The organism is Photobacterium sp. GB-72, from assembly GCF_003026095.1.
GTDB lineage: Bacteria > Pseudomonadota > Gammaproteobacteria > Enterobacterales > Vibrionaceae > Photobacterium.
Window position 1 is genome coordinate 34,263 of sequence record NZ_PYNV01000018.1, and the last position, 14,245, is coordinate 48,507.

The window sequence follows — 14,245 nt, forward strand, 5'->3', positions numbered from 1 at the left end:
TCACAAGCAGGCCTTTTTGATCTTGTTGTCACTCACAAACCAACGACAATAAAGTTTCTTTGATTTCTCCGCCCTGTGCTATCAAACTTGGAGTTAATGGATGAAACTCTCTCGTTTTATAAAAGTAATACCCTCAACAATTGTGGCAATCATGTGGGTCACATCAATACCAACACATGCTTCAACTATCTACTCATGGACAGATGAAAATGGCGTGGTGCACTTTACCGATCAACCTCAAACGCCCGATGCCACTGCTTACCCTTTAAGCGTGACAGAAGTCAGTGGCAATATTGAACAAACCGCAGATACTATTGACACTCAAACCACTGATATTACCGTGGTAGAAGAGCCAGCAAAAACCATTACAACCGTCAGTTTAGTTTCGCCTATGCATGAGCAAACCATCCGCAATAACGAAGGTATCATCAATATTCATGCGGTCACCAACAGCAAACTTAACAATCAAACCCAAGCGCAATTAGTATTAGATGGCGTGCTGAAAGGCGAGCCTCAAACGGAACTCACTTGGACATTAGATAACATTGATCGTGGCAGCCACCAATTACAAATTCAACTAGTTAAAGGCGGCAAGGTTATTGCATCGTCAGACAGTATTACCGTTTATCTGCATCGAGCCACAGTGAAGGCGAACAAGCCAATGCCAGTACAGCCTCGCTAATCCACAGTTTCACCAATTAACAGTGCCCGATCAGCAATAAACAGGTTACACTCAAATGCACCAATTTGGTGCATTTGACCTAAATAAGCCTATTGATGGTTTAGGTAATCAACAAGGATGCTGATTGTGACTACCGCTTTTACCCCTATAATTATTGATAACCTTGTTACTGCAATCATTTTACTGGATGAGCACTTAACGATTCGTTATGTCAATCCTGCCGCAGAACAACTGTTATCGTCGAGTAAGCGCCGTTTGCTGGGCATTACGTTACCAGAGTTATTACAGTATTCATCTCTTGATCTCGATTTAATCGCAGCCACACTACAAAGTGGTCAAGGCCTAGCTGATAGCGATGTCGCTTTTGTGATTGATGAACAGCGTCAACTTTTCAGCTTGAATGCCAGCCCTATTTCGTGGCAAAAAAATCTTTTCGTGATGCTGGAGCTTAAACCTATCGATCAACAACGTCGTATTAGCCAAGAGCTCTCTCAATTAGCTCAGCAGCAAGCAGCGAAAGAATTAGTGCGAGGGTTAGCTCATGAGATAAAAAACCCACTAGGTGGCTTAAGAGGCGCTGCACAGCTACTTGAAAAAGCACTACCCGACCCTAGTTATGTCGAATATACCCAAATGATTATTGAGCAAGCCGACCGATTACGTAATTTGGTCGATAGGTTATTAGGCCCGCAACGGCCAGGCATCAGAAAGACCGATAATATTCATCTCGTATTAGAAAAAGTACGTCAGCTGGTCATACTGGAAAACGACAATAACCTTGTGATTGAGCGCGACTACGATCCAAGTCTGCCCGAGATAGAAATGGATACCGAACAACTCGAGCAAGCCTTACTCAACATTGTCAGTAACGCCGCTCATGTTCTAAAAAAACAAAATGGCGGGATCATTAAACTCAAAACTCGCACAGCCCATCAAGCCTTGATCCAAGGCAAATATGCCCGTATCGCCGCGAAAATTGAAATTATCGATAATGGTCCGGGGATCCCAGCAGAAATCCAAGACACCTTATTCTATCCAATGGTAACCGGTAATGCTGATGGCACAGGGTTAGGGCTATCGATCTCGCAAAACTTAATAGACCAACATAACGGCAAAATTGAAGTGATTAGCTGGCCAGGACACACCAACTTTACGATCTATTTACCAATACAATAATAACGATAGGAGAGTAACGTATGAGCAAAGGATTAATTTGGGTTGTCGATGACGACAGCTCTATTCGCTGGGTAATGGAAAAGACACTTATAACAGCAGGCATGAAGTGTGAAACCTTTGCCAATGCCGATAGTGTACTTGAAGCGCTAGAGCGCAATGTCCCAGATGTATTGGTCTCTGATATTAAAATGCCGGGAACAGATGGCTTAACGTTACTAAAACTCTTACAACAAGATTACCCACTCTTACCGGTGATAATCATGACGGCACATTCAGACTTAGATGCCGCTGTGAACGCCTATCAACGTGGGGCATTTGAATATCTCCCTAAGCCATTTGATATTGATGAAGCCGTAAGTTTGGTTGAGCGCGCGGTTAGTCATAGCCAAGAGCAGAAACGTCAACAGCAACCAGAAACAGAAATAAAAGCAGTACCTGAAATTATCGGTGAAGCCCCTGCTATGCAGGAAGTTTTCCGTGCTATTGGTCGCCTTTCTCGCTCATCTATATCGGTATTGATTAACGGCGAATCCGGTACAGGTAAAGAACTTGTCGCTCACGCTTTACATCGCCATAGCCCACGCAGTAAAAATGCCTTTATTGCCCTGAATATGGCCGCCATACCCAAAGACTTAATTGAATCAGAACTGTTCGGACATGAAAAAGGCGCATTTACTGGCGCCAACAGTGTTCGCCAAGGTCGATTTGAGCAAGCCAACGGTGGAACACTGTTTCTTGATGAAATCGGTGATATGCCATTAGATATTCAAACCCGTTTACTGCGTGTCTTAGCTGATGGGCAGTTCTATCGTGTCGGTGGACATTCTCCTGTTAACGTCGATGTCCGTATTATTGCGGCAACGCATCAAAACCTAGAGCGCCTTGTTGCCAGTGGTGATTTTCGTGAAGATTTATTTCACCGCCTAAACGTTATTCGGGTGCACTTACCGTCACTAAAAGATCGCCGCCAAGATATCCCCCAGTTGGCGCGTCACTTCCTGCAACGTGCGTCCAACGAGTTAGGAGTAGAAGTCAAAACCCTACATCCAGACACGACCGAACAGCTAGCAGCACTGGATTGGCCGGGTAATGTTCGCCAACTAGAAAATATTTGTCGCTGGCTTACTGTCATGGCAAGCAGCAGTGAGGTCTTACCTAGCGATCTCCCCCCTGAGTTGCTCGAAAATAATCAAAGCACTTTATCAACTCAGCAAGAGAATCAACATTGGCAGCAAGGCTTACAGCAATGGGCAAAACAAGAACTTCAGCAAGGTAATGAAAACTTATTGGCAGAAGCCCTACCTGAGTTTGAAAAAATCTTGCTAGAGACTGCGCTACAACATAGCCACGGTCATAAACAAGAAGCGGCTCGATTATTAGGTTGGGGAAGAAATACCCTAACCAGAAAACTCAAAGAGCTGGGTATTAACGACTAATCATCGCCATATAATATCGGGTTGCAGGTGAAGGCGATCACATTTAGCTGCAACGATTATGTTCACGTTATACACTTTGCTTATACTTAACGCTCAGTTTTCATCGGAATAATCATAATGATCAACAAGCATCTTCCTTTGACGGATCTACACCGTCACCTTGATGGCAATATTCGCCCTCAAACTATCCTAGAACTTGGCCAGCAATTTAATATGGCGCTACCAGGCCATGATCTAGAAAGTTTACGCCCACATGTTCAGATCGTTGAAGCTGAGCCAAGTCTTGTGGCTTTTTTGTCAAAGCTAGACTGGGGCGTTGCAGTATTAGGCGATCTCGATGCTTGTCGTCGTGTCGCTTATGAAAACGTTGAAGATGCCTTGCATGCACAAATTGATTATGCCGAACTACGTTTCTCACCTTACTACATGGCAATGAAGCACAACTTGCCGATCGCAGGTGTGGTTGAAGCTGTTATTGATGGAGTAGAAGCAGGTTGTCGTGACTTTGGTATCAAAGCGAACTTGATCGGTATTATGAGCCGTACTTTTGGTGTTGAGGCTTGTCAGCAAGAGCTTGATGGCTTACTCGCTCACAAAGATAAATTGGTCGCGATTGATTTAGCCGGTGATGAATTAGGTCAGCCTGGCGCGCAATTTAACCCACACTTTAAACAAGTTCGTGATGCAGGCTTGCGTGTAACCGTTCATGCTGGTGAAGCGGCTGGCTCTGAAAGTATGTGGCAAGCAATTAATGAGCTTGGCGCGGTACGTATTGGTCACGGTGTAAAAGCGATTCAAGATCCAAAACTGATGGACTACCTAGCAGAGCATAAAATTGGTATTGAATCGTGCATTACCTCAAACATTCAAACCAGTACTATTAGCAATATCAAAGATCACCCTATCAAGCCATTCCTCGAGCATGGCATTTTAGCCTGCCTCAACACTGACGACCCTGCCGTTGAAGGTATTGAATTACCTTACGAGTATGAGGTTGCAGCCCCAGCGGTTGGGTTAAGCCAAGCCCAAATCGAACAAGCACAACGCAATGGCTTAGAGATCGCCTTCTTGAGTGAAAGCGAGAAACAAGCACTTCGCGAGATGGCAGCACAACGCAGTTAATCACTCACGCGATAAAGATCAGATAACAAAAAGCCCCATTCCAGCATTGCTCGAATGGGGCTTTTTCATTTAATCCAATAAGATTAAATCACTCGTGAAAACTGCTGTTGACGAGCACGATCACGTAAGTATTTATCGAAACACATACAAATATTACGGATCAATAAACGTCCCTTCAGCTCAACAAAAATATGTTGCTCATCTACCGCTACTAACTCATCATCAATAAAGGTTTTTAGAAGTTCTAAATCTTCAGCAAAATATTGATCAAAATTGATATTAAATTCCGCTTCAATCGCTTTCTTATCAAGCTGAAAATTACAAATGAGAGCTTTGATCACTTCACGACGCAGTAAGTCGTCCGCATCGAGCGAAACCCCTTTCCACAGTGCGTTTTGTTTTTCTTCAATATCGCGGTAGTAATGCTTTAACTCTTTTTGGTTTTGCGCATAGCAATCGCCAATCATAGAAATCGCTGATACACCCATACCTAATAAATCACACTCACCTTGAGTGGTGTAACCTTGGAAATTACGATGCAAAATCCCTTCACGCTGGGCAATTGCTAATTCATCATCCGGTTTTGCAAAGTGATCCATACCAATAAATTGGTATCCTGCCGCCGTCAAAGTCGCAATGGTATCTTGTAAGATACCTAACTTTTCTTTGGCACTCGGTAATAGCTCTTCGCTGATCTTACGTTGTGCCGCAAACAATTTAGGCATGTGGGCGTAATTAAACACCGATAAACGCCCCGGATTCATCGCCAGTACTTGCTCTAATGTTTTCGCAAACATTTCACGATTTTGTAGCGGTAAACCATAAATCAAATCAAGGTTCGTTGAACGGAACCCCAACTCACGTGCACGCTCAACCATCGCAAAGATAAACGTTTCGTCTTGCTCACGATTAACCAGCTTTTGCACGTCTTTATTGAAATCTTGCACACCGATACTTAAACGATTAAAGCCTTCACTGCGAAGGTGATCAAGAATATCGAGTTCAATTTCACGCGGATCGACTTCTATACTGATCTCAGCATCATCATCAAAATTAAACGCCGCACGCAAGCTATTCATTAAACGACTGATCTGCACTGCAGTAAGAAACGTGGGTGTACCACCGCCCCAGTGTAATTGACTCACTTGGCGATCGCCTAATAAAGTCGCACGTTGTTTAATTTCTTGTTCTAGCTTATCCAAGTAGTCATCCGCTTTATGCTGATGACGGGTAATAATTTTATTACAGCCACAGTAGTAACAAAGCTTATGACAAAATGGAATGTGAATATAAAGCGATAGCTTACGATCAGGGTATTGCTTACATGCCATCTCAAATTCAGCAGACGTGAACGCTTCATTAAACTCTAATGCAGTTGGGTAAGAGGTGTAACGCGGACCTGAGTAGTTGTATTTTTCAATCAGGGCCTGATCCCAAATAATCTGCTCATTTGACATGACATATTTCCAATATTGTAGGGAGAATAAAGAGTTAAACGTGTAATGATAGTAAAACGAATAACACTTATAGTTTATAAGACAATACAGCCATCGCCTAATCAGATTAGACGATGACTGTAATCGTTCAGATCAAGTCATTAAGACTTCGTAGACAGGATAGCATCCAGCTCGACCGCAATAGCTTCTTGTAATCGAGTTTCAGCCTTCATTCGCTCCAGATCAAAGCGCATTCGAGCACGTTTCTCTGTTTGTTGACGCGCTTCACCGCGAGGCATATCTTTTACTACCTCATACAGCTCTGTAATAGCTGGATAAGTGGCTGCAAAATCAACACTCTTATCAGCCTGTAGCGCTTCCATCAACTTATACAAACGAATCGCCGCTTCAGACAAATCACATTGTCCTTGCTTGGTCGCTGCGGCAATCACATAAACGCTCTCTAAAATCGTATTATTACGCGTTTCTATCGCCTCTTTTTGCTGTTGTTCAGCACGGGCTAAAAAAACTTTATGGCGTTGATTTTGTTGGTATAGCTTAACAAGTAACGTTCCCGCATAAATACCAAGCGCGGTTACAATTGTGCCACCAATAACAAGCAGAAGCGTCAAATCCTGCAACGGTTACTCCTTACCGAATTTATCTAAATCCATCTTTTCAAATTGATCGAGTAAATCATCATCAGACTTAACCGCTGGGCGGTACTCATCTTCCTCGAACAATTCAACTTCATCTTCTTCCATCAAACCAAGCTGCTTCATAAGCTGCTCAATACGATCAAGTTTTTGGTCGACTTGTTTCTGCAAGCCTGCACCTAACTTTTCACCAGCATCTAAGCGATCAAGAAGAACCATCAGCTGCGCATCATTTTCAAGCATTGCTAATTCTTGCTCTGCTGACATACGACGTTGCTGTTTGGTCATTGGCTTTTTCGGCTCAACGATCAAAGGAATTGGTTTTTTACTACCAAGACGTGGGTCTTTTTTCTGCGCGGCATTACGCTGCTTAGTTTCTTCAACGGCAGAATGGCGACTACCAGTTTTTAAGCCTTTACGCTTTTTCGCTTTCTGGCGCTGGCGAGATTCGATCTCTAATTGGTTCGGCGTTTTATCACGGTATACCGCTGGGCCTTCAGAACCAATCTTACGGCCTCTTTTTTTACGGGTCATTACTGGGTTTTCCTCAGCAAAATCACATCATTTCCAACAAACTCAACTTCTAAGCCATCACGTTGCGCTAAAAAGCGGAACGTATCGCGACTAAAGAAACTGACGTGGGTTGGATCGTTCTTATAATGCCAACGTGTAAACGCTTCGGCATCGGTTGCTAGCTTTGTCATTAACCCTAGCCATCCGCCAGGTTTAATCATACTCAGCAGCAGCCCCCATTCCTTCGCAGGCTGATTAAAATGTTCTATGGCTTCGGTACACGTAACAAAGTCATATTGACGCGTTAATACACTAGGATCAGGTGCAAAATATGGATCATAGATCGCCATATTATATCCCATTTCGTCCAACATAATGGAAAGTGTTGGACCAGGACCGCTGCCAAAGTCTAAACCATCTAATGGCCCAGCCGGTAAACGTTCCACTAATGGTGTCGCTAAACGACCTAAAAATTGGCGATAACCCATATCATCTGGATTATTTTGATGTTGATCATAAACCGCTTTTTCTTGTTCTGGCGATAACTGAGCCTCAGGATCAGCAAAAATTAACGCGCATTGCTGACAACGAAAATAGCAGCGATTTTTATCTTCAACAAATACTCCATGCTGTTCACTATGGCACAGTGGACATGGCTGCATGATCACTTCTCCGGTGTTGCCGATTATTAGCAAAATCGGAACTGGTGTAAAATCGAGCGGGCTATTCTATACCCAATCGCGGTCAAGATGTAGTTTTGCCGACAAATTGTGCAAGTTTATCTGTAAATACGATAATGATAGATAAAAGATCAACAAGTTAACTTGTTTATAATGCAGATAGAAAAAGAGGGGAAAAGAAAAAAGCGATAGGCTTGCACCTATCGCTCTATATGTAAGCCACTGGCTTATATTCTGTCTAGTCATCCTAACTAGCGTGTAACGTCCCGGTTAAGCAACGTTCCCTTTGTTATTAGTGCTTTCCTTGCGAACTTGTTGTTCGTCATCATCCTGATGAGTTTTACTCTTCCGTGTCCTGTCCATAGTAATTCAACTCGTCCTGAGTTGGCGTTCCATTTCGCTTACTATCATCCTGATAATAATGCCACCATCCTTGTGAGCACGTTATCCATAACGTACCACTTATTGCGACGACATCATGTCGTTGCAAAATCTTATCCGTAAGTGTCTTCCTGACAATCCAATACGCTTCTTGCGTCAACCCTAGTCATCCTAACTAGACGTCCTGTGATCCTTTGAGCTCCTGCTCATGCCATCCTAGCGTTTCCATCCCTTGTCGCTTTCCCTGTCGACACGAGATAATTTACAGTAACCAAAAACTGAAACAATGTACCGATATCACACTTTTAAAAGCACAAACCACTAAAAAAACGCAAACCATTGTTATTGAAGGATAATGTATTTTTATCTGCAAAATTTCGAGCTAAAACAACCCTCACAAATGGCAGATCTCTTACAAGCTGTTGAGCAAATAAGACAGAAGTAAAAATAGTCTTGCTGAATGAAGCACTAAAAGATATAAAACGATAACTATCAGGCAATAAAAAAGCAGCCTTTAGGCTGCTTTTTTTCAATTCGGATCAAGCGATTTTAGTGCAAGCCGCCGACATATTGTGACAACGCATTAATTTCATCATCACTTAATTTTGCAGCAACCGAACGCATCATCGCGTTCATATCATTAGCACGGACACCTGAACGGAACTCTTCCAGTTGAAGTTTTACGTATTCTGCATTTTGACCAGAGATCTTAGGGAATCCAGATAAGCTCGTACCATTGCCACGAGGACCATGACACGCAATACAGGCAGCAATACCACGTTCAGTATCGCCAAAACGATAAAGTTGTTGCGCGACTTCAACGGATTCTTTGGGGGAAGTATTATCTGATATAGGCAGAGAAGCATAATATACTGCGATATCTGCGATATCTTGATCAGAAAGGGCCATGGCCATTCCTCCCATAACAGGATTATTACGTCCCTGTTTTCCGCCGGTAGCCATTGCCTGTTTGTATTCTTTTAATTGCTTTTCAAGATATTTAGGATGCTGTCCAGCAAGCTTCGGGGATTGCTGCATTAACGCTGCATTGCCATCTGTACCATGGCAGGCGGCACACGTTGCAGCTTTCAGTTTACCTGCTTCGATGTTGCCTTCTTCAGCCGTGGTCGAATAACTAGCAAGAAGGCTTAATATTAATATTAATTTCTTCATGACATTCCGTTTATAATTATAGGGCTTCCACTACCACAAGTAATGCTCACTTACATAGTATACAATACGATCACAAACCAAGCTCGGTTTCACATATTTTACACATCTTCACATAAAAGCAATCAGTCGACTACATGAAGACTGGACGGAGTTAACAGTGAATCAACCTCTCAACTACAGAAATACAAGTTTTATCACAAGTGCGCCAGATATTCGTCACTTGCCGCAAGATGCAGGCGTTGAGATTGCATTTGCTGGTCGCTCTAACGCGGGCAAGTCGAGTGCGCTAAACCGCTTAACCGATCAAAAAGGGTTAGCGCGTACTTCAAAAACGCCTGGTCGTACTCAACTGATCAATATGTTTGAAGTGGTTCAAGGCTGTAACCTTATCGATTTACCTGGTTATGGTTTTGCACAAGTCCCTCTTGAAATGAAATTAAAATGGCAGAAGTCGCTAGGAGAATACCTTCAGCGTCGTGAGTGCTTACAAGGCCTTGTGGTATTGATGGATATCCGTCATCCGATGAAAGATCTTGACCAACAAATGATTAATTGGGCACTTGAAAGCCGTTTACCTGTGCTGGTCTTACTGACTAAAGCAGACAAGCTAAAAAGTGGTGCTCGTAAAGCACAGGTGCTAAAAATCCGCCAAATGACTAAAGAGTTAGAAGGTGACGTACAAGTTGAAGCTTTCTCTTCGTTAAAAGGTATTGGCGTCGATCAAGTTCGCCGTAAATTGGATGAGTGGTACGCACCAGAGCTAGAGCGCCAACGTGTGCTTGCCGGTGGTGATGATGCTTTCCCTGAGCAAGTAGAAGAAGACAACGAGTAAAATACGTTGTTTATATAGCTCTAAGGATTGGAGCTATAAAAGTTCCCCACCATCTCGGTGGGGCAAATTAAGAGAGAAACAGGAGGTATTTTAGTTTTGTGCAACAAACAATAATGATTTCCACTCTTAGTGCAATCCCTTCCCTTTATATGACTCAACTTACATGTTTTTTTGCGACTCTCGACCATATTCCCCTCTGAATTCCGATATAAATATTGCTTACCCGCCTCTACTTAGTACATTATTTTCTTAACAAAATAACAACATAAAATGTTAATAAACCATGTTTAGTTCTGGAAGTTTATTACAACCACATTTAACCAAAAAAAGAGCAAAAAAAAACCACTCCCAATAGTGTAGGAATGGTTATTTCATGGATTTGTTGAACGGCTGATAATGTCATCAGCACTGACAGCAAATATGAACAAGAAGCTGTTTTTAGTATAGCGACTGTTTTTATTTTTTAAAGTATTTACTCTAAAAAATAACAACTAAAAAGAAAATTTAAGAGAAAAAGGCGAATAAATAAGCCAAAAAGATCAAATAGACCAATGAACGACCATAATTTGATTAGTAATTAGCTAAATAGAGAGAAACGAAAAAGAAAGAAATAATCAACAGACAACAAAGAAAGGTATAAACGGAGAGAAAAAATTTTCGAGCGCACAATAAAAAACGCCCCGGTCCAAAGTGAGACCAGGGCGGCTGAATCAGCCAAATCCAATAACGTGAAACAAAAGGTCTGAAAGATAGAACATCTTACCTCTGTACCCTACACCTGTAACTGTATATCAAACGTGCAGTTTTTGGAACCCCTAAATGTAGTTTTTTTTCACTTTGTTGTAAGTAAATTTTACATATTGGTTTTTATTTGTCGCTTATTTTTAACAAAAAAAATAGCCAGCATCGTGCTGACTATTTATTATTATTCTTATTATTGCCAATAAAAATTAGTGCGCTTGATCCCAGTTATCACCGTAACCAGTATCTGCGATAAGCGGTACATCCAGCGTCGCTGCTTGTTCCATTAATGCTTTAACTGATGCAGTTACCGCTTCAAGTGCTGATTCTTTCACTTCAAACACTAATTCATCGTGTACTTGCATTAATAAACGCACATCGCCTTCCGGTTGTTGTTGCACCCAACCATCAACCGCAATCATCGCCAACTTGATGATATCAGCTGCGGTTCCTTGCATTGGCGCATTGATTGCTGCACGCTCCGCTGCTTTTCGACGTAAACCATTACGTGATTTAATGTCTGGTAGATATAAGCGACGACCAAAGAGCGTTTCAACATAACCTTGCTCTGAAGCCGCATTACGCGTGCTTTCCATGTATTCTAAAACACCTGGATAACGCTCAAAATACACATTCATGTAGTTTTGTGCTTCATTACGTCCCATATCTAGCTGCTTCGCCAAACCAAATGCACTCATGCCATAGATCAAACCGAAGTTGATCGCTTTAGCACGGCGACGTTGCTCACTACTTACCTGCTCAATATCTAAGCCAAGGATTTCAGCGGCCGTTGCGGCGTGGATATCTTTACCATGACGGAAAGCATCTAATAATGCTTTATCACCGGATAAATGCGCCATAATACGTAATTCAATTTGAGAGTAATCGACCGCTAAGATCTTATACCCGCTTTGTGCGACAAACGCTTGGCGAATACGACGACCTTCTTCATTACGTACTGGAATATTCTGCAAATTTGGATCGCTTGATGATAGACGTCCGGTTGCAGTCACGGCTTGATGGTAAGAAGTATGCACTCGACCCGTTGCAGGATTCACCATCTTAGGCAACTTATCGGTGTAAGTAGATTTCAGTTTTGCAAGTCCACGATATTCTAAGAGTAACTTAGGCAGTGGGTAATCAAGCGCCAGCTCTTGCAATACTTCTTCATTGGTTGACGGTGTACCAGATGGCGTTTTCTTTAAAACAGGTAATCCCATTTTTTCAAATAGGATCGCTTGAAGCTGTTTTGGCGAGCTTAAATTAAATTCTTGCTCCGCAATTTCAAACGCTTTTTTCTCAATTTCATCAAGTCGAGCAGCGATCTCTGTTGATTGTGCGCCAAGCAACATACTGTCGACATAAACACCCGTGCGCTCCATACGTGAAAGTACTGGCACTAATGGCATTTCGATAGTTTCAAAGACATGCTTAAGTTTGTCGTCAGCTTCTACTTTAGGATACAACGTATTGTGCAAACGCAAAGTAATGTCAGCATCTTCAGCAGCATAAGGGCCCGCTTGCTCTAAATCGATTTGATTGAACGTTAGCTGCTTTTTACCTTTACCTGCAACCTCTTCAAAGCTGATATTCTTATGCTCTAAATAACGTAGGGCAAGGCTATCCATATCATGACGCCCAACAACGCTATTAAATACATAAGATTCAAGCATGGTATCGAACACAATACCCTGCATTTCAATGCCATAACGAGCAACAATACTGGCATCAAACTTAAGGTTTTGGCCAATTTTCGCTTGTTTTGGATCTTCAAGTAATGGTTTTAACTGCTCAAGTACCCAATCACGGTCAAGCTGCGCTGGCGCATCAAGATAATCGTGAGCCACAGGGACGTAAGCCGCTTTACCTTCTTCAATCGCAAAAGACACACCGACGACATTCGCCGTCATGTAATCTAAACCATCGGTTTCGGAATCAAAGGCAAACGCCTCTGCCGCTGTTAATTGTTCAAGCCATGTTGCAAAACTTTCTTTATCTAAAATCGTTTCATACCCGCTACGATCAATCGTTGGTGCAACGGCTTTTTTTTCAGCTGGCACATCACCTGATTTTTCGTCAGCAACAATACGGCCATCACTTCCATCAAGCATTTCAGTTAACCAACGACGGAACTGTAACTTACCAAACAGCTCGGTGAGAGCATCTGTATCTGGCACACCTTTACGCAGTTCATCAGGTGTTACATCTAGCTCAACATCCAATTTAATGGTGGCAAGCTTATATGACATGTAAGCCGCTTCTTTATTATCAATCAGCTTTTTCGCCATGGTTTTTGAACCACGGAAACCGAGAGCGGCAATATCATCTAAATTATCGTATAAGGCATCTAACCCACCGATACCGGTAAGCAATGCTTTTGCTGTTTTCTCACCAACCCCAGGCACACCTGGAATGTTATCCACTTTATCGCCCATCAGAGCAAGGTAGTCGATGATCAATTCAGGACCAATCCCAAACTTATCCACAACACCGGCGGGATCCATCACAACATCAGTCATGGTATTGATCAAAGTAACATTTTGATCCACCAGCTGCGCCATATCTTTATCACCTGTACTGATAAGTACTGGCATACCTTGTTGTGATGCTTGTGTGGATAACGTGCCAATCACATCATCAGCTTCAACCCCAGAGATCGCGATCAATGGTAGCCCCATCGCTTTGATCACCGCATGCAATGGTTCGATCTGACTGCGAAGATCGTCCGGCATCGGTGGACGATTGGCTTTATATTCAGGATACATATCATCACGGAAGGTTTTCCCTTTCGCATCAAAGATCACTGCGATATGTTCGGTTGAAAATTGACGTAACATGCTACGTAGCATGTTTACAACACCATAAATTGCGCCCGTCGGCTCACCGTCAGAATTAGTGAAATTCGGTGCAGCATGGTAAGCGCGATAAAGGTAAGAGGATCCATCAATCAGGATCAATGGATTTTCTGGAATAGTTGCCATAGGGTTATTCTTATATCCAAGCGTTTGTCGTTCAGGTTAGTAGCTCTATTATCGACCATATTAGGCGTTGAGCGACAGGAAAAATGCAATAACCATAGAATGCCACGCCCTGTCGCAAGTGTTAACCAATGTTTTATTCTATTCTCACTTTTTCTGTGGATAACTTTGTTAGTATTTAATTTACGCCAGTTGATCGTTTTTTGGGTAATTTGACAAATAAGAAACTATTGCAAACACAATCAACAACTTAGCCATGAACCTTAATTTCGATCCTCGATCCCTATTTGATCATTAATTGTGGAAAACCTCATAGTGATAAAGCCAAATGCGGTAATAACATCATAAATATCAGACGATTTGTTTAGTATCAAAACCAAAAATAACTAAATTGCGGTAATTTTAGCCGCTTATACACTATTTAATGGCAGAGATACCT

The 14,245-nt window shown here is 42.3% G+C and carries 11 protein-coding genes; 5 read left to right on the forward strand and 6 right to left on the reverse strand.

Annotated features, from left to right (window positions below):
* Positions 1 to 100: 100 nt before the first annotated feature.
* From C9J40_RS17475 to add, 4 genes are all read left to right on the forward strand, one after another.
* Complete coding sequence (locus tag C9J40_RS17475; RefSeq protein WP_107247536.1) at positions 101 to 682, forward strand: DUF4124 domain-containing protein; 582 nt, start codon at positions 101 to 103, stop codon at positions 680 to 682.
* A gap of 126 nt (positions 683 to 808) precedes the next feature.
* Positions 809 to 1,858 (forward strand): nitrogen regulation protein NR(II), encoded by a 1,050-nt coding sequence (gene glnL / locus C9J40_RS17480; RefSeq protein WP_107247537.1) that lies wholly within the window; start codon positions 809 to 811, stop codon positions 1,856 to 1,858.
* Between the two features lie 20 nt (positions 1,859 to 1,878).
* The gene (gene glnG, locus C9J40_RS17485; protein WP_107247538.1) at positions 1,879 to 3,294 is read left to right on the forward strand and encodes a nitrogen regulation protein NR(I); all 1,416 of its coding nucleotides are present in this window, start codon (positions 1,879 to 1,881) and stop codon (positions 3,292 to 3,294) included.
* 117 nt (positions 3,295 to 3,411) lie between these two features.
* Positions 3,412 to 4,416, forward strand: coding sequence for an adenosine deaminase (gene add / locus C9J40_RS17490; RefSeq protein ID WP_045128862.1), 1,005 nt, complete (start codon positions 3,412 to 3,414; stop codon positions 4,414 to 4,416).
* 83 nt (positions 4,417 to 4,499) lie between these two features.
* On the opposite strand, the gene hemN is transcribed toward add, so the two are convergent.
* The 5 genes from hemN to C9J40_RS17520 form a co-directional block, all read right to left on the reverse strand.
* Positions 4,500 to 5,873 (reverse strand): oxygen-independent coproporphyrinogen III oxidase, encoded by a 1,374-nt coding sequence (gene hemN / locus C9J40_RS17495; protein ID WP_107247539.1) that lies wholly within the window; start codon positions 5,871 to 5,873, stop codon positions 4,500 to 4,502.
* A 140-nt stretch (positions 5,874 to 6,013) separates the two neighbouring features.
* The gene (locus C9J40_RS17500) at positions 6,014 to 6,493 is read right to left on the reverse strand and encodes a DUF2489 domain-containing protein (protein WP_005372498.1); all 480 of its coding nucleotides are present in this window, start codon (positions 6,491 to 6,493) and stop codon (positions 6,014 to 6,016) included.
* A gap of 3 nt (positions 6,494 to 6,496) precedes the next feature.
* Positions 6,497 to 7,042, reverse strand: a complete 546-nt coding sequence (gene yihI / locus C9J40_RS17505; protein WP_045084567.1) for a Der GTPase-activating protein YihI — start codon at positions 7,040 to 7,042, stop codon at positions 6,497 to 6,499.
* The gene (locus tag C9J40_RS17510; RefSeq protein WP_107207792.1) at positions 7,042 to 7,683 is read right to left on the reverse strand and encodes a class I SAM-dependent methyltransferase; all 642 of its coding nucleotides are present in this window, start codon (positions 7,681 to 7,683) and stop codon (positions 7,042 to 7,044) included. The genes yihI and C9J40_RS17510 overlap by 1 nt, the downstream gene beginning before the upstream one ends.
* 948 nt (positions 7,684 to 8,631) lie before the next feature.
* Positions 8,632 to 9,255 (reverse strand): cytochrome c, encoded by a 624-nt coding sequence (locus tag C9J40_RS17520; RefSeq protein ID WP_107247540.1) that lies wholly within the window; start codon positions 9,253 to 9,255, stop codon positions 8,632 to 8,634.
* Positions 9,256 to 9,412: 157 nt separating this feature from the next.
* Between C9J40_RS17520 and yihA the strand changes: the two genes are divergently transcribed.
* Positions 9,413 to 10,087: a ribosome biogenesis GTP-binding protein YihA/YsxC gene (gene yihA, locus C9J40_RS17525; RefSeq protein ID WP_105061451.1), complete on the forward strand. Its 675-nt coding sequence runs from the start codon at positions 9,413 to 9,415 to the stop codon at positions 10,085 to 10,087.
* Positions 10,088 to 11,037: 950 nt separating this feature from the next.
* On the opposite strand, the gene polA is transcribed toward yihA, so the two are convergent.
* Positions 11,038 to 13,809, reverse strand: a complete 2,772-nt coding sequence (gene polA, locus C9J40_RS17530) for a DNA polymerase I (RefSeq protein WP_107247541.1) — start codon at positions 13,807 to 13,809, stop codon at positions 11,038 to 11,040.
* Between the last annotated feature and the right edge of the window lie 436 nt (positions 13,810 to 14,245).